At 63.8% G+C, this 15,701-nt stretch carries 16 protein-coding genes and 1 pseudogene; 7 read left to right on the forward strand and 10 right to left on the reverse strand.

Annotated features, from left to right (window positions below):
* Positions 1-222 (forward strand): hypothetical protein (locus VFL62_RS07500; protein ID WP_325171736.1); only part of this gene is annotated, 222 nt, incomplete at its 5' end.
* Between the two features lie 57 nt (positions 223-279).
* Here the strand turns inward: VFL62_RS07500 and VFL62_RS07505 are convergent.
* Positions 280-1,104 (reverse strand): outer membrane protein, encoded by an 825-nt coding sequence (locus VFL62_RS07505; protein WP_325171737.1) that lies wholly within the window; start codon positions 1,102-1,104, stop codon positions 280-282.
* 397 nt (positions 1,105-1,501) lie between these two features.
* On the opposite strand from VFL62_RS07505, the gene VFL62_RS07510 reads away from it, so the two are divergent.
* Positions 1,502-1,954 (forward strand): Hsp20 family protein, encoded by a 453-nt coding sequence (locus VFL62_RS07510; protein ID WP_325171738.1) that lies wholly within the window; start codon positions 1,502-1,504, stop codon positions 1,952-1,954.
* A gap of 90 nt (positions 1,955-2,044) precedes the next feature.
* Positions 2,045-2,386, forward strand: coding sequence for a hypothetical protein (locus tag VFL62_RS07515; RefSeq protein WP_325171739.1), 342 nt, complete (start codon positions 2,045-2,047; stop codon positions 2,384-2,386).
* A gap of 9 nt (positions 2,387-2,395) precedes the next feature.
* Here the strand turns inward: VFL62_RS07515 and VFL62_RS07520 are convergent, their stop codons facing one another.
* Together VFL62_RS07520 and VFL62_RS07525 are read right to left on the reverse strand one after the other, a co-directional pair.
* Entirely contained in the window at positions 2,396-3,055 is a 660-nt protein-coding gene (locus VFL62_RS07520) for a HEAT repeat domain-containing protein (protein ID WP_325171740.1), read from the reverse strand.
* A 253-nt stretch (positions 3,056-3,308) separates the two neighbouring features.
* The gene (locus VFL62_RS07525; protein WP_325171741.1) at positions 3,309-3,884 is read right to left on the reverse strand and encodes a TetR/AcrR family transcriptional regulator; all 576 of its coding nucleotides are present in this window, start codon (positions 3,882-3,884) and stop codon (positions 3,309-3,311) included.
* 170 nt (positions 3,885-4,054) lie between these two features.
* Here VFL62_RS07525 and VFL62_RS07530 point away from each other — a divergent pair, with 170 nt between their 5' ends.
* Together VFL62_RS07530 and VFL62_RS07535 are read left to right on the forward strand one after the other, a co-directional pair.
* Positions 4,055-5,563, forward strand: a complete 1,509-nt coding sequence (locus VFL62_RS07530; protein ID WP_414644643.1) for an MATE family efflux transporter — start codon at positions 4,055-4,057, stop codon at positions 5,561-5,563.
* A gap of 278 nt (positions 5,564-5,841) precedes the next feature.
* Positions 5,842-6,342, forward strand: coding sequence for a ferritin-like domain-containing protein (locus tag VFL62_RS07535; RefSeq protein WP_325171743.1), 501 nt, complete (start codon positions 5,842-5,844; stop codon positions 6,340-6,342).
* A gap of 129 nt (positions 6,343-6,471) precedes the next feature.
* On the opposite strand, the gene VFL62_RS07540 is transcribed toward VFL62_RS07535, so the two are convergent.
* The 4 genes from VFL62_RS07540 to VFL62_RS07555 are packed head-to-tail and all read right to left on the reverse strand — an operon-like array spanning position 6,472 to position 11,263.
* Complete coding sequence (locus VFL62_RS07540) at positions 6,472-7,269, reverse strand: hypothetical protein (RefSeq protein ID WP_325171744.1); 798 nt, start codon at positions 7,267-7,269, stop codon at positions 6,472-6,474.
* Entirely contained in the window at positions 7,236-7,439 is a 204-nt protein-coding gene (locus VFL62_RS07545) for a hypothetical protein (protein WP_325171745.1), read from the reverse strand. Before VFL62_RS07545 ends, VFL62_RS07540 begins: the two co-directional genes overlap by 34 nt.
* 9 nt (positions 7,440-7,448) lie before the next feature.
* Entirely contained in the window at positions 7,449-7,904 is a 456-nt protein-coding gene (locus VFL62_RS07550; RefSeq protein ID WP_325171746.1) for a hypothetical protein, read from the reverse strand.
* Positions 7,905-7,945: 41 nt separating this feature from the next.
* Positions 7,946-11,263, reverse strand: coding sequence for a CHAT domain-containing tetratricopeptide repeat protein (locus VFL62_RS07555; RefSeq protein ID WP_325171747.1), 3,318 nt, complete (start codon positions 11,261-11,263; stop codon positions 7,946-7,948).
* 407 nt (positions 11,264-11,670) lie between these two features.
* On the opposite strand from VFL62_RS07555, the gene VFL62_RS07560 reads away from it, so the two are divergent.
* On the forward strand, positions 11,671-11,898 hold the full coding sequence (locus VFL62_RS07560) for a hypothetical protein (protein WP_325171748.1): 228 nt from the start codon (positions 11,671-11,673) through the stop codon (positions 11,896-11,898).
* A 23-nt stretch (positions 11,899-11,921) separates the two neighbouring features.
* On the opposite strand, the gene VFL62_RS07565 is transcribed toward VFL62_RS07560, so the two are convergent.
* The 3 genes from VFL62_RS07565 to VFL62_RS07575 form a co-directional block, all read right to left on the reverse strand.
* Positions 11,922-12,116 carry a hypothetical protein gene (locus VFL62_RS07565; RefSeq protein ID WP_325171749.1) on the reverse strand — a complete coding sequence of 65 codons (195 nt, stop codon included), beginning with the start codon at positions 12,114-12,116 and terminating at the stop codon, positions 11,922-11,924.
* A 130-nt stretch (positions 12,117-12,246) separates the two neighbouring features.
* Positions 12,247-14,601: a mechanosensitive ion channel domain-containing protein gene (locus VFL62_RS07570; RefSeq protein WP_325171750.1), complete on the reverse strand. Its 2,355-nt coding sequence runs from the start codon at positions 14,599-14,601 to the stop codon at positions 12,247-12,249.
* Between the two features lie 522 nt (positions 14,602-15,123).
* Positions 15,124-15,381, reverse strand: coding sequence for a hypothetical protein (locus VFL62_RS07575; protein ID WP_325171751.1), 258 nt, complete (start codon positions 15,379-15,381; stop codon positions 15,124-15,126).
* A gap of 180 nt (positions 15,382-15,561) precedes the next feature.
* Here VFL62_RS07575 and VFL62_RS07580 point away from each other — a divergent pair.
* Positions 15,562-15,701: pseudogene (locus VFL62_RS07580) on the forward strand (SDR family NAD(P)-dependent oxidoreductase); the annotation flags it as partial.

A 15,701-nucleotide genomic window follows, 5' to 3' on the forward strand; every position in this document is an offset into this window, starting at 1 on the left:
AATCAGGTCACGCTGGCCTATCTGCTCAAGCTTGGCTGGCAAAAAGAAGACGCGCCGGGACCCTCCGTGCGATCGGTCAGCGACGGTTCGATGCTCGAAACCTGCATGCTGAATTGGACCCGCGACGGCTATTACGCCTTCCTGCGCACGCCGGCGGGCAGCCGCGTTCTTCGGCGCTTCTCGAAAGACGCAACGGCGCCGATCAAAATCCCGAAGGCTTAGTCAGACAAAAAGGCTTAATCAGACAAAGTGGTTGGCTGGGGCTTCATCGGCGCGCAATCAATAGCGCCCAGTCGACCAAAAGCGATAATTGATCCCGACTTTGATCATGTCGATGTCGTGCCTGATGGTCAGATTGGCGGGTGTCACGTTGATAGCCGGATCGTTGGTGACGCTCATTGCAACCGTCTTGCTGCCGAATCCGTAGTGATCGAATTCGACCAGCGCTGACCAGTTCGGGGCGAACGCCCATTCGACGCCAACGCCGGCGGCCCATCCCCAACGGTCCGCGCTGCCCACCGTGTTGCAGCCGACAAACGAGCCGTTTCCGCATCCAAGAAAGGCTTCGTTGATGCCGAAGGAATTGTTCACGGCATATCTGTCGCGTGCAAAGGCGCCGCCGCCCCTGCCGTAAAACATGACGTTGTCGAAGTTATAGCCAACGCGTCCGGTAAAGCTGGCGATCTGGTTGGTTCGCGTCTGGAACGTGACCGGTTCGCCGTTCTTGCCGCCGAAGAACGGATCGTTGGTCATGCTGCTCATGCGGGTCCAAGCATAGTCCCCGCCAAATCCGACGACAAAGCGGTTGGCGAACTGATAATCGCAGCCGGCCTGAAAGCCGCCCAGAAATGCCGGCTGGCCGGCACCGGCGAAGGGTGAACCCTCTGGCGCAAAGTTATGCACGAACTCGCCAGACACGAACGAACTGCTTACTGGCAGTTGGGTGCCCGGATCGGAATATCTCACACTGTCGGTGGCGCCGCCGACATGAGCGCCCACGTAGCAGCCCGTCCAATTGAAGACCGGTGCGGCGAGCGCGGGGCGGGCGACAAGAGCGGGGCCGGCGGCGACCAAAGCGGAGCTGACGAGCAAGAATTTTTTCATGCAATCAATCTTGAAATCGGAGAGCCGGACAAAAATTTCGGACAAACGATAGCAAATCAGAACCTTGCGATCTGTTGTTGTTCTGCAACACCAGCCAGCTTTCGCTCGCCAAACGTTTGTTGAAGAATCGCCTACAACTGAGACGGGTTGGTCAGCTCAGGCGGGCGCCGCGCTCGGGGCCAGTGCGGCGGGGGATACGAAAACCATCGATTAACCCTGTGTCTGACACTCCAAAAAAATTTTCGGGCCCCTCTTGAACTTTTTTTGGATTTGACAATTTTTCTGCTCGTCGCAGTCAGCGACCGGGGCGCCCTATCGGGCCCCGAAACGAAGGCGGGCGCCGGTCAAGGTGTCCGGTGCCAGCTCGTATCCATCTTGCTCTTTGGAGGATTTGGCTATGAGGTATGATTGGACTCCCCTGTGGAGGTCGACGATTGGCTTCGACCGCCTGTTTGACGTTCTCGACGAGGTCCAGCGGACCGCCGAAGAGACTTATCCCCCCTACAATATCGAACGGTTCGACGAGAACCGCTTTCAGATTTCGGTCGCGCTCGCCGGCTTCTCTCCAGACGAGGTGACGCTGACGACCGAGCAGAACGTCCTGACGCTGGAAGGCCGCAAGGCAGACAAGGGCGAGAAAACCTTCCTGCATCACGGCATTTCGACGCGCTCCTTCAAGCGGCAGTTCACCCTTGCCGATCATGTCGAAGTCAAGAATGCGCGGTTCGAAAATGGCCTTCTGGTGATCGAGCTCCAGCGCGAAATTCCCGAAGCCATGAAGCCGCGGCGCATTCCCATCAACGGCGTCAACGCGGGCAATGTAACTCAAATCGAGGCCAAGGCCGCCTGACCGGACACAGGTGCCTGGCCCGATCAGCGCCGCGCGGGGATTTCCCCGCGCGGCATTTCCAAAACTCGTCTTGAAAAACTGGAGGCTACCATGCGGCCGACGACCGCTCCATTCGACGCTCCACAACACGACAATGTCTTTGACTTTAATGCCCTGCTTCACCCCGGCACGGTGTTCGCTCATCCACGGGATGTGGTTTCAGATCCACAACTGACGCTCAGCGAGAAGCGCGCCATCCTCGCTTCCTGGGCCTCCGATGCTTCCGCGATCGCCTCGTGCCCCGCTTTGCGCGCACCCGAAGGGCTCAAGGCGCCTGTTCACATCGATGAAATTCTCGATGCCTTGCGCAGCCTCGACGAACAGGGGCCCCGTCATCCTCCGGGAGGAAAGCCGATGCGCCGGTGCTCGATCGAGCGGCGCGCCGCGGCTTGAGCCCAGGCCTTACGGTGCCACCGCCGCCCGGCCCGCGATCGCGGTCAGAATCTCTTGCCTCGCGATGTCGCGGCGCGCCGCATCGGCGGACATCACGCGGATTGCCATGGATTGCGGATCGGCAGGATCCGCCGGCAAGCCATACAGCGTGAGCAGGCCTCGCGCCGCGGCGTGTCGCACCAGCGGATCGGCATCGTCGAGCGCGTGGGTTAGCGCCATAACGGCGGCCGGCTCGCTGACGCCCTCGAGCGCGTGCACGGCCTCCTGACGGAACACCCAGTGCGGCGCCGACGACAGCACCTCGATTGCGGCTTGTGGCCAGCGCGGCTCGGGGTGGATGCGCCACAAGGCGTGAGCAAGATAGAGCAGCGCGGAGGGATACCATTCGTCGCTGCCGCCGGGCTGCATCCGCGGATTGTCTCGCGCCTCGATCTGCTGCTTTCTCTCGGTCTCGAAAAGCGCGGTCAGCTTCGGCTCGGCAATGCGCGCACGCAGCACGCCAAGTCCGATCACCGCGCGCGCATCAGGCAGGAAGGCGAGCAGCATGGATTCCGCGCGGCTGCGCTCGTCGCCATCGAGTGCGGCAAGCGAGGAGGTGTCGAGTCCGTCCCGCGCCGACCTCGGGTCCTCGAAGAAGCTGAACTGGAAGCGCTGGAAGGCGGGGGACATTTCCGGCTCTCCTGCCGCAAGGCCATGAAACGACGAAGCCAGCAGGAAGAGGAGGGCGAGGCCGCCACGAGAACGCAGCAGCCGCAACTTCATCGTCCGTCGGTCTGATCCGGCTGTCACGATCCTTGGTCGCACCAGCGGGCCAGACGGTTCGGGGATGTCAGCCGCGCTTCACGGGTCCATCGTATAGGAGCGCCGGGGCGATTTCCTTTGGGAGGTTGCCCGTGTTTATCAGGGCGCAAAAGTTCCCCGCTCAGTCTTCGCCGGCCAGCGACATAGCGCCTGCGAGCGCGTTCTCCAAGATTTCGCCGGAGAACTTTGCGTCGCCCACCGCGCGCGCCATCTGTAGCGCGCCGACCATCATGCCGTAGATCGCCATCGCCTTGCGCCGCCGCTCGGCATTTGTCCCGCCGCGCAGTCTCGCCGCGATCAGAATGACGATCCGCTCGACATTGCCGGCGAATAGGTCCTGCGTCTGCGCCGGATGCCGCGCGATCTCGGCGACCAGCGCCGCGGTCGGGCAGCCGGAGCCCGCGTGATCGCGGTGGCGCGTCGAGAGATAGTCGCGGATGCTGTCCTTCAGGCTTTGATGGCGTTCGAGATTGCCGGCAAGTCCTCGCGCGCGCTGTTCGAGCGCATCGCTGAGCACGGCGCGAACCAGGTCTTCCTTGGAATCGAAATGCACATAGAAGGCGCCGTTGGTCAGGCCGGCCTTCGACATGATGCCGGCAATGCCGACCGCCGCGACGCCGCCCTCGCGAAACTCCCGGGACGCCACATCGATGATGTGCTGGCGCGTCGTTTCCTTGTGGCCCTTTTCATAACGCATTGGCGGACCTCAGTTTTGCCGGGCGGCGGCCGCCACAAGCGGCTACGTCCACAAATTCGTGATGCTGCGTCAATTGCATTACGACCATAATAGTGCAGTATGATCGTAATTCAATAGAAATCGGCATGAATGGCGGCGGAATCGGCAAAAAAAGGACGTGAGTGGTGGCAATTGAGGACGCAACAGCGGCAACGCTGGATGATGTGACATCAGGCGAAACAGCGTCCCCGCGCCCTGCGCCGGCCGCCGCGCGTGGTGTCGTCGGCAATCGAGAAGCTCGTGACAAGCCGGCCGTCAGCGGCGCGGAGGCCGCCCGCGCGGCATTGCTGACCGCGCCGATCCTGCCGACGCTGTTTCGCCTCGCGCTGCCGACCGTCACCGTGCTGGTGGCACAGACGGCGGTGAACATCGCGGAGGCCTATTATGTCGGTTTTCTCGGAACCGATGCGCTGGCCGGCGTAGCGCTGGTGTTTCCGGTTTTCATGCTGATGACGATGATGTCCAACGGCGGGCTTGGCAGCGGCGTCGCCTCGTCGGTGGCGCGCGCGGTCGGTGCCGGCCGCCACGACGATGCCAATGCACTCTTGTTTCATGCCATCGTGCTCGCAGCCGTGGTTGGCGCGCTGTTCATGCTGGCGGCGGAATTCGCAGGTCCCTTGCTGTACCGGGCGCTCGGCGGCCAGGGCGGCGCACTCGCGGCCGCGCTTCGCTATTCGAACTACCTGTTCGCCGGCTCGATCGCGGTATGGATCGTCAATCTGCAGCAGGCGGCATTGCGCGGCGCCGGTAACGTCAAGGTGCCGGCGCTGGTGACGCTGGTCGGCGCGATCGTGATGATTCCGCTGTCGCCACTTCTGATCTTCGGTTTTGGCCCCCTGCCTCGCCTCGGCATTGCCGGGGCGGGCGTCGCCTTCGGCCTTTATTACTGCGGAGCGGCGCTGTTCCTGCTCCGCTACATGGCCTCGGGCCGCGCCGGGCTGATGCTGCGGCCGGCGGCGCTGCGCTATGCATTGTTTGCCGACATTCTCAAGGTGGGCTTGCCGACCTCGCTCAACGCGGGGCTGACCAACCTCACGGTGATCCTGGTGACGGGCGCGGTCGGCCTGTCCGGCACCGCGGCGCTCGCCGGATATGGCTGCGCATCGCGGCTCGATTACATCATGATCCCGCTGTTGTTCGGCGTGGGCACGGCGACGCTGACCATGGTCGGCGTCAACGTCGGCGCGGGGCAAGGTGCGCGGGCGCGAAAAATCGGCTGGGTCTCGGGCGTGGTGGGGCTCTGCCTGACCGGCTCGATCGGCCTGTTCGTGGCGATTTTCCCAACGCTTTGGCTCCATCTCTTCAGCCATGATGCCGAGGTCGTCGCCGAGGGCGTCACCTACCTTCGCGTGGTTGCGCCGGCCTACAGCGCGCTCGGTTTCGGTTTTGTCGTTGCGTTCGCGGCGCAGGGTACGGGGCGCGCGCTCCTGCCCTTGGTCGCCTCGAGCGCGCGGATCCTGATCGCGGCCGGCGGCGGCTGGATCGCGGTCAGTTACTTCGGCGCGAGCATGCCGGGGCTCGCCGCCTTGGTCGCGGCCTCGCTGGTCGCCTATGCGGTGCTCTGTACCATCATCCTGCTGTCGGACGCGGTCTGGAAGGCGGAGCCGCGCGAGGCGTTCGCCTCGGCAGCGAAGAAATGAAAGCGCGGTTCGCATCAAGCCTGATCGCGCTGTACCCAGCGGATTCAGCGCCAGCGCGGCAGCCAGGAAGTCATCAGCAGGAAATTGCTGATCGCGGCCGGCGCGGCGCTCTGATCTCCGCCAGGTCCTGCTTGCGACGCTGTGGACGAACGTACGCTGCATGCGGATGTTCCTCGCGCTGCGCGGTTTGCGCGCGGCGCGAGATAGGAACGTTCGGATCGGGATCGGGTTTTGCGTGCACCTAGTCCGATGATCTCACTCTAACCCAGGATAAAGCGATGACCAAAACCGCACGCGATCTGTTTGTCGTCGGCCTGCGCAACGCGCACGCCATGGAAGTGCAGGCGAGGGAATTGATGGAGCGGCAGTCCGAGCGCCTCGACGACTATCCGGAAGTCAAATCCAGAATCGCCAGCCATTTGAATGAAACACGCGAACAGCTCCGCCGTTTGGAGCAGTGCCTCGGCGCCTGCGGCGAGGACAACTCAAGCCTGAAGGATACGACGCAGTCCGTCATGGCCAACGTGCAGGCGATGATGCATTCGATGGCCGGAGACGAAATCCTGAAGAATACCTTCGCCAACGAAGCGTTCGAGAACTTCGAGATCGCTTCCTACAAATCGCTGTTGGCGCTGTGCGGCGCGGCGGGGGCGGATGGCGCCAAGTCGCTACTCGAGCAGTCGCTCAAGGAAGAGCAGCAGATGGCGTCCTGGATCGATTCCAATGTCGAGAAAATCACGATGGAATATCTGCGGCAGCAGGAGCGTCAGGCCGCCTGAGAAAGTGGTTCGGCCGCGTGGGTCGCCGCGAGACATCTCCGTGCGAAATCATCGAACGCGGGCGGCGACATTGCGAAATCGCCGCCTGGTCAGAACGGACCGGTCATGGACGACCGCTTTTCCCGGCGCTCACCAACCAAAAATGCCTTTCAGCCCGGCATAGATCGAGCCGCCGGCGGAAGCTGCGATTCCCAGCAAGGGACCGGCGGTACGAAGCAGATCCTGGATGGTGCGGGCGCGGCGGCGAAGCTGATCCTCGCCGACGTGTTGGCCGAGAAGTCCGGCGATCCTGTAGGCGACCGGATTGGGTTTTCCGCCATGAGCCATCGTTTTCGGCAGGACCTCGAAAATCAGGGATCCAAGAAGATTGCCGGTGACATAGGCGAGCGCGATGCTCGCCATGTATTCGACCACCTCGCGCCATTCGATCCAGCTCGTCGGCAGGATCGGAACGTCGTCGTTGATGCCGGTGACGGTGAGCATACCGATCACAGCGAGTGAAGCCGTCAGCAGGCCGACCAGGAAGGCGCCGAGACCGATCTTCTCGCGCGCATAGAGCAGGATGCCGAACGGCAAGGGGATGACGAAGGATGCCAGCCTCAGATAGAGCGGGGTCACGTTCAGGATGATCGTGATCAAGATGTGAGCCGCTATCAGCAGCAGGATCGGCGCCACCACATAGACCAGGCCGCGATTGGTGGCATATCGGACCGGTGTGCGCGCCCGCGCCAGGCGGCTCGTGACACGGTCGATCCTGCTCTGAAGCTGGTCGAGTTCGGATACGAGCTGCTGGATTTCCAGGATCACCGGGCGCGCGAGCCGCAGGTCGCGCGAGCAGTGACGGCATGCGATCGCTTCGTCCTTGATCGTTTCGGCGCAGAACGGGCATTCCATCAGCTTGTCGGGCGCCCTTTGCGGCGCTCCCACTTTTTCAGCTCGGCGGTGACGGACGCCAATTGCGAAGCGAGCATGTCGCGCTTGCGAACCAGCTCGTCACGCTCGGCGATGAGCGATTGCGGCACGGCGATGTCGCGACCGCAGGCGGCACAAACCAGCGCCGATACCGAATTGTCGCTTTCACAGAACGGGCAGTTCATGGCGCACACTCAAGGCGAGATCTTCAGCACGAAACTGGTGCTGCCGGTCCGTCCGTCCGAATCCTTGATATCGACCCTGATCATGTGATCGCCCGGCGGCAGTTCGGCGTCGGGAATATCGAGTCCGCTCGCCCCCGCAAACGATTTGACGCGTTCGGTGAGATCGACATTCGGCGTCCGCAGATAGGTGACCTTGAGCGACTGCGGATCGATTCTGGCGCCGCCGAACGATTCGAACTTGAGCTGCAAGTGAACCGGCGAATGGCTCTGTTCTTTGTCTCCGACCACCTCGATCTTCGGTCCCCTGGTGATGCCCCGGCGGTCGGCTGCGACGGCGCCCTTTGGCGGCGGCAGTTTCGCCTCTTCCTCGCTGATCAGAAGATGGTTGGCGTGGACCGGAGACAGGACGGAGCCCGCGATGACAGCGCAGACGAGCGGCAAGGTGAGATAAGCAATTCGCAGCATCATTCCCCTCAGATACGTTTTCGTCCAATCAACCGGCGGCGTCAGCGCGCACCACCGTCCCCGATAATCGTATACGGCGCCCAGAACAGCGGGTGCGCGTAGGCGAATTCGGTTTTGCCGTCGGCGCCGACGTAGCCGGGACCGTCCATCAGGGCCACCATGGCGAGCCGCAGCGCCTCGGCGCGGGTCAGTTTCGGATCGTCCGCCTGCCGCTTGAAAAGGTCGGTGACCAGTTCACGCGCCGACTGCGATTGAACCGACCAGTTGGTGACGAGCAGCGCCCGCGTGCCGGCATAGAAGAAGGCGCGTCCAAGTCCGGAGGCCGCTTCGGCGCCTGCGCCTTCGCCGGCGCCGGTGTTACAGGCGGAGAGCACGACCCAGTCGGCATCGAGCTTGAGCGTCAGCACTTCCTCCATGGTCAAAAGCCCGTCGCCTTCGACGCCTGCGACCGCGGGCGCCGACAGCGCCAGCGCCGGTTGCGTCAGCCCGTTGAGTTCGCCGGGCACCAGGCCATGGGTTGCGAAGGCCAGTACCTTGAAGCCCGAGAGATCCATGGTCTTGACCACGGCCTCGTTGGCGTCCTTGCCGAGTTTCAGGACCTTGGCGGGATCCGCCTGCAAGGCAAGCGCGATCGATTTCAATTCTTCCGCCGTGTCCGGCAGCCGCGGCAGCATCGCCAGTTCGGCGCTGTCGACGCCCTCGAGCGTCGGGCTCGAACGACGCTTCAGCGGCAGTCCGCGCGTCGTCACGCTCGCGCCGGCATCCGCCAGCTTGACCGGCTCCTGTTCGCGCACGGCCTGTTCGGCCTGCTCGGGACTGAACAAGGGATCGCCGAACCCGATCAGTTCATTGCGTCCGGCCTTGCCGGGTGGCAATTGCCGCAAGCTGCGCAGCGCGGCGGAGGAGGGGACGCTGGTGACGGCGTGGCTGCGCGCCAGCCAGGCGACCTTCCGATAGCTTGAAAACAGCGGATCGTCGTTGCTGTCGACGCTGGCTTCCGCGGTCGGCAGCAGCGACAAGGGCAACAGGCCGAGCGCGCCATTGGTGACCACGATCAGGCTCTTCGATGTCTTCCAGCCCGCTTCGACCGGTTTCAGCAGCAGCGAATACACCTCGTAACCAAGCTGCACATCGAAAGCGGGAATGTCGGAAATCATCGCCGCCTGCGGTTCGAGCGCCTCGCGCAGCTTGCGCACCTTGCTCTGGATGTCGCCGCCCGTTGCCTTGATTTCGGCGAAGGCGACCGCTCCGTTCTTCGGCACCGCCCAGACAAAGCTCGCATCGCGTCCGAAGTAGAACGACAGCATGGCCTCGCCCTCGGCCAGCGTCGCCTGCACCTGCGCCACATTCGGCGGCTTGGGATCGACCAGGTCGGCATAGGACGGAAAGCGCTTGTTGATCTCGGCGCGCGCCTGGTCGCGCTCGGCGCGCAATTTCTCGATCGAGGCGTTGACCGCCTTCACGCCCTGCGGATCGCGCTCGGCGGAGGGCAGAGCGAGAATGTTGTTGAGCAGGCCGAGTTGCGCGCCGACCTGTTTGCCGAGGTCCTGCTCCTTGCGTACGAGTTCGGCCAGCGCCGGGTCCTTGATCGAGGCGCGCGCAGCGGACGCCGCCAGCGCCTGCTGCACCGAATGGCTGCGGACCGAATCCGCCAGGCTGAAGGTGTCGACCGCGGCCGTGGCGCTGCTGCCTTGCGCGTTGGCGAGCAGCTTGATGTAGGCTTCGACGATTTCCTGTAACTGCTGGCTCCGCGCCGCTACCACGGTCGCATCGTCATCGTCGGTGTTGTCGCGCGCGGCGGCGAGCAGCACGGGGAGCGCCAGGCCAAATTCACGGATCGCGTCGGCATCCTTGCCCGCGCGCATCAGCCCGACGGCCAGGATGCCGCGGGCGGAGGCCGTATCGAAATGTTTGTCGCCGACGCGCGCAATTTCGCGCTTCAACAGCGATTGCGCCGCCTCGAGCCCGGCCTGCGTCTGTCCCGCCGCGAACATCGCGTTGATGCGCGAGCCGTTCAGCTCGAGCACCAGGCGGCGCTGCGGCTCCCACTTGGCGATCGCCTTGTCGAGTTCGGCATAGACGGCGGCGGCCTCTGGCAGTTTGCGCTCGAAGGTGAGGATGGCGCCGAGCTGCGACAGGGTCTGGGCGCTGTACTGCGTATCATCGCCGATGTTGAGCGTGCGGTTGATCTCGAGCGCGATGCGCACCAGCTTTTCCGCCTCGTCGTAGCGGCCTTCCTCGACCAGGATATTGGCGAGGCTCCTCACGAACGGCACGGTTCGCGGATTATATTTGCCTTGTGCCTTGAGCTGCGTTTGCAGGACGCTGCGGACATCAACCTCCGCTTCGGCAAGCCGGCCCTGTTTCGCCTTCATGCGCGCGGCATTGAGAAACTCGTTGTCGGCGAATTGGCGTAATTGGGTTTCCGACGGCGCGTGCGGGAATTTCATGTCGGGAATCGAAGCGAGCTTCCAGTCGCGCGATTTCGCGTAGGCCGCCTCGGCCTCCCGGAACTGGCCGCGTGCCTCGAAGATCACGGCGCGAATGGCCTCGATCTCGCCTTCCCAGGCCCGTCCGGCCTTGGCATAGCCTTCGCGCCAGCCGGGCAGGCCGCTGGTGCGCGCCTCCTGGATCATGGCGAGGTTGCTGCGCATATAGCCTTCGGCCTGCGGAATATCTCCCATCTGCACGAGAACCTGGGCGGCGATCCGCCGGGCATTGAACATGTATCCCTTCTGCCCGGGCCGGTTGGCATCGGTGATCATGAACTGCGATACCTGAAGCGCGCCTTTGACGTCGCCCAGCGAGAGTTTTTGAATCGTGATGAACTGGCGGATGCGTTGTGCAAAAAATCCGTCGCCGGAGGCGACCGCCAAGGCCAGCGCCTTCTCGCCGTCGGCGAGCCCTTCGGCGTTGCGGCCGAGCGAGGCGCGGGCGATTCCGCGATCGTAATGGAATTGCGCGAGGTCGGATTGAGACAGGCTCTTGCCGGGCTCGCTGTCGGCATCGGCCTTCAACTTCGCCAGCAGCGCCGGATCGGGCTTCTCGCCATCGAGGATCGCGGCGATATCGCCGATCGTGCGCGGCGGCGGCACGAAGCCGGCCGGGAGCGGATTGCCGGGCGCTGTCGCGTCCTCCTTCGGCTTGCCGTTCTTGTACATCTCGATCGGGACGTTGGCCCTGCCGTTGGCGGCATTGAGCGCGGCGATCACGCAAGCCCTGACCTTGGGAGCCGCGGTTTCGCGGCAGCGCGCCAAATTGGCTTCTCCTCCGCCCGACCCGTGCATGCACGCCATGACGATCGGCCGGCCGACGCTCTCGCGGCAATTGGCGATTGCCTGCTCCTTGGAGAGGGCCATGGCGGCCCCGCAAGTTCCGACAACGGCAACGCTTGCGAGAAAAGCGGTGGCGAAGACGCTGACGAGAGGGTCTTGTCGGCGCCGCGGCGGACTGGCCGAGGTGAAAGACTTCTGCATCGCAAAGCCTCACAAAATGACTGCCAATATGGGTCCGAAACGGACCGTCCTCAAAACCTGCTCAAGCGATCAAATATCGGGCCGGTAAAACGCGCTCGGCGCAATTTTGCGTTTAAAATGAGAGAAGTAAAGCCTGCGCGGCCGAAAGGCAGGCGTTCCACCGCGACCCCGGCGGCAAAACCGCGGGTTAAGAAAGATTTTCCGGTCATTTGTGGTTTCTGAAGAGGCGGTAGCAAGTCGTTGACTACCGCAGCGAAGCGCGCTGGAACGCCACCGCGGGGCGGTGCAATATGGCGCCCATGGCAGGCAGCATCTGGACCACCGAATTTTTTGATTGTCCCCGTTGCGGACTGGGTTACGCCGCAACCAAGGAGCAACATTCAAGCCGGCACGCCGGCAGCTTCAATTGCGAAGTCTGCGGCACCGAAGTCCACGCCTGGTCCGGCAATTACGACTTCTTCGACTGGAAGATCGATCAGCCCGAGGCGCCGGTTTTCGGCAAGCGCTGGGCGTCATAACGCGCTGGGCCTGAAGGCCAGCCTCACTCCGCCGGCACGAACGGGTCGGCGCGCTTGGCAATGACCTGGCGGAACTGCGAGGCGAGGTCGTCGCAATAGCCGGCGAGCCCCTGATAGAGTGCGCGGTCCGCCGCGCTCTTCGCCTGCTCGGCGGCTGCGCCGTAATGCGCCGCCTTGCGCTCGTACTTCTCTAGTTTTGCCTGAAGATCACTCGACACGGAACGCTACTCCACTCAACATCTCATCGACGCGCTATCGTTGGCTGCCGCCTCGACCGAAACGATGACTGACATGCGGCAATTTTGCGGAGGCGATACTCTTGCGTCGGACGTGTCCTCGCGGCCACACCTAGCCCCTCGCGCGGCGCGGCATGGCGGCCGTATCGTCGTCCGCGATCGCGGGCGTGGGAATCTGCATCAGCACGGTGCGGCCGGGGGTGGCGATCTCGATGCCGCATTCCTGGAACCGGCGTTTCATGCGGCGATTGAATTCGCGCTGCACCGGCCATCGCCCCGAGTCCGAGCAGCGGATCTGGCCGACGATGGTCGCCATCGCGCCATCGATCTTGTCGACGCCCCAGAGTTCGAGGTCGCCCCGGATCGACATCCGGAATTCGGTCTCCTTGCGCATCTCGGCGACGATGTCTTTCAGAATCTGGCTGACGCGGTCGGTATCTTCCTTGTAGGCGACGCTGACGCTCACCGCGGCATTGCCCGCGCCGCGGCTCGCATTGGTGATGGTGGTCACCGCGCTGAAGGGAATGATGTGCACCGAGCCGTCGCCGGCGCGCAGGCGAATGGTGCGGATCGACACGTTTTCGACATTGCCGGTGAGCCCGGCCACGCTGACGTCGTCGCCGACCTGCACGCCGTTCTCCAAGAGCAGAAACAGCCCGGTGATCAGGTCCTGCACCAGCTTCTGCGAGCCGAAGCCGATCGCAATGCCGACGATGCCGGCGCCGGCGAGCAGGGGCGCGACATTGACGCCGATTTCGCTCAAGGCTGTCAGCCCGACCACGGTGACGATCAGGCACAAGAGCGCGGTGCGAAGCATCGGCTGGAAGGTGCGCAAGCGCGCGGCGCGCGCATAGTGACCCTGACGCGAGAGCGCGTTGATCTGGCGGTCGAGCAGCGCATTGGAGATTTCCCAGATCGCGGCGGCGACAAGCGCCGCAATCGCGACCGTGGCCAGCGCCGACAACAGCCGGCCGCCGATCTGGCCGCCATAGAACCAGACGATGGCGTCGACGCCCCAGACTTCGAGCACGGCGAGGAGGCCAATGAAGGCGATGATGATCGCAACGATCCTGCGCAGCACCGGCAGATAGCGGTTGGCGCGGGTCTCGAGGCCCGGGAAGCGCTGCAGGATTTCCGGCCGGATCGAAAAGCCGCGATCGATCAGGCCGAGCGACACAATGGTGGCGAGCCGGGCGATCAGGATCACAGCCAGCGTGCCGACGAAATACTGCAATAGCAGCGAATAGCCGTTGTGGATGTTGAGCGCCCACACCGCCCAGAGCGCGATGTCGAGCGTGATGGCGAGATAGTGCCACACTACGGCGAGGCGGTTGCGCGCCCGCGCGGCGAGGCCCTCGCGGCCCGCCGGCGCGCGAATGAGGCCGGCGACCTGCGCGCGGCATTGCAGGATGATGACGACGATGAAGAGGTGCACGACCAGCATCGTCAAGCGCAGCAGCGCGGCAAAGCCGCTGCGGTGCAGGCCGAGCAGAAGCGCGACATTGGCAAAGGCGATGCCCGAGACGGCGACGCCGACGATGCGGCGGGCCCAGATCTCGGTATAGGCGGCGGTTTCGGCGCGCACCGGCAACAGGCCGAACGGGCCTGCCAGCGCACGCACCGCGCAGATCAGCCCGCGCGACAGCGCGTAGGCATTGACCACCGCGAGAATCACAAGCCGCGTCGTCCTGGGCTCGCCGAGGGTGGTCCCGAGCAGCATCGTGGCAACGCCGATGAAGGCGACGACCGGAAGCAGTTCGAGCAGCAGGCGGCCGAGTACGAACGGCAATCGAACCAGCGATTGCCAGGCGCGCGCCAGGCTGAGGCGGCGGCGATGCGGTTCCTGACCCTCGCTCACGTCCATGGCCGAGGAAGGCGGATCGGCCATCGCAAGTGTTTGCGCGGCAGCTCTGGCGGCTTGCGGCATTCGCGCCTCCAGCAGCGCAACCGGCCGCTTGACGAGACCGAACACCAGCCATTCGACGACGAAAGCGCTCAAGAACACGAGCGCCAACTTCCAGGCGATGTCGAGCAACTGGCCGTAAGCGTCGGGATCGTTCGCGGTGTGGATGAACCACCAGTAGAACGCCCTGAAATGCGTCAGCGTGCGCGCGACGTCCGCGACCTGGCGCGAGATTTCGCCGACCTGATCCGACACCGTGGCCAGAAGCTGGGCGCCGAGACTGTCTTCGGGAAGCGGAATCGCGGAAGGCTTTTCGCCGGCGGGCGCGGCTTGCGGCTCTGAGGCAGTGGCGATCGCCCGCAGCGTCTCGATCATCTGCGCGCGCTTAGCCTCATCCTGCAGCGTGTCGAGCGCGCGCCTCGCCTGTTCCGGCGTCAGCGTCTCGGGCTTGTTCGCACCTGTTGTCTGCGCATCGGCGCCAGGCGCGGCGTTGGTCTGGGCGAAAGCGGGGGCGGCGACGAGCGCCAACGCGAAAAGGATCGCGCGGATAAGTTTTGGCGGCACGAAGTCCTCATTTTTTGAATCTGTTTCGCGCAAGCGCTGAATGCTGGATGAAGCGCTGCGCTGTGCGCGCGTGATGCCGGAGTGCCCTGTTTCGCAGCGTCGATGTGTCGGAAGTTTGCCAGCGTGACGGCTTTCTCTTGGCATTTGCCGCTGGCGTGCGGAGTTGATCGGCGCCACGCCTCCGCCAGGTACAAGGTTGCGGCTGGCGAAAAGGTGTATCGGTTTCCGGCAGGGACCTCACCCGCGGCGGTGAGCATCACGGGTTGCGCAAATTCCTCGTCGCCAAACGAACAAGGACTCCACCCGAAGGCGGAGCCCTTGCCGGTTCGCCCAGCCAAGGCGTCCGATTTCAAATGGCGTGCTATTTCGATGGCGTGGTCACACGCCCAAGGATCAACGTCACGGCAAAGCTGGCAAGTTATGGCAGGCCGATGAGCGAGCCCGTCGCAAACACATTACGACGCATGCTCGCGCGAAATATACGCGCCAGAGGCGTGGCGCACTGAGCGATCCGACGCCGGCCTACTTCTGGAGATTTGCGGTATGGACGCTCGAGCCGCTCAGGCAGGAGCGCGCCGCCTGGATCTCGGCATCGGTCGCGCCATGGCTACGGGCCCAGGCTTCGGCGGCCCATTCGGAATATTTCGCCACATAGTAGCGCACCACCGTGCACGACACGCGGTGAACCAGGCTCGATTTCTCGCTTGGCCGCTCGCCGGCCGTCGCCATCTGTCCGAGCGCCATCAGCATCGATACCGCCGCAATTGCTCGCCTCAACATTCGCCAAACCCCCGCAACTCGAATCCCACCCAGCGCATCAGGATAGGATGATTCCTTTCGCATCCGACATATGGAACTCGAAAGGCGCGCAAGATTTGACAAGGCTGTGTTGTACAAGACACGGCGTATGCGCGCGGTGATGCCCAACGTAGTTCGCATCTCAGGTCGATGAGGCCCCGCGATCGCGTGCCTTCGCCGCTGCTCGGCATCTACGCGGCTACGAAATCGGCGCTGCTCGCCTTCACCAAGGCGCTGGCGCGCGAACTCGGCCCAAAGGATATCACGGTCAACCTCGTGCAGCCGGGTTCCATCGACACCGA

This window comes from Bradyrhizobium sp. (genome assembly GCF_035701725.1).
Taxonomy (GTDB): Bacteria; Pseudomonadota; Alphaproteobacteria; order Rhizobiales; family Xanthobacteraceae; genus Bradyrhizobium.

Coding starts and splice junctions, on each gene's coding strand:
- VFL62_RS07505 (WP_325171737.1), bottom strand. CDS start 1,104: ATGAAAAAATTCTTGCTCGTCAGCTCCGCTTTGGTCGCCGCCGGCCCC.
- VFL62_RS07510 (WP_325171738.1), top strand. CDS start 1,502: ATGAGGTATGATTGGACTCCCCTGTGGAGGTCGACGATTGGCTTCGAC.
- VFL62_RS07515 (WP_325171739.1), top strand. CDS start 2,045: ATGCGGCCGACGACCGCTCCATTCGACGCTCCACAACACGACAATGTC.
- VFL62_RS07520 (WP_325171740.1), bottom strand. CDS start 3,055: ATGTCCCCCGCCTTCCAGCGCTTCCAGTTCAGCTTCTTCGAGGACCCG.
- VFL62_RS07525 (WP_325171741.1), bottom strand. CDS start 3,884: ATGCGTTATGAAAAGGGCCACAAGGAAACGACGCGCCAGCACATCATC.
- VFL62_RS07535 (WP_325171743.1), top strand. CDS start 5,842: ATGACCAAAACCGCACGCGATCTGTTTGTCGTCGGCCTGCGCAACGCG.
- VFL62_RS07545 (WP_325171745.1), bottom strand. CDS start 7,439: ATGAACTGCCCGTTCTGTGAAAGCGACAATTCGGTATCGGCGCTGGTT.
- VFL62_RS07550 (WP_325171746.1), bottom strand. CDS start 7,904: ATGCTGCGAATTGCTTATCTCACCTTGCCGCTCGTCTGCGCTGTCATC.
- VFL62_RS07555 (WP_325171747.1), bottom strand. CDS start 11,263: ATGGCCCTCTCCAAGGAGCAGGCAATCGCCAATTGCCGCGAGAGCGTC.
- VFL62_RS07560 (WP_325171748.1), top strand. CDS start 11,671: ATGGCGCCCATGGCAGGCAGCATCTGGACCACCGAATTTTTTGATTGT.
- VFL62_RS07575 (WP_325171751.1), bottom strand. CDS start 15,381: ATGTTGAGGCGAGCAATTGCGGCGGTATCGATGCTGATGGCGCTCGGA.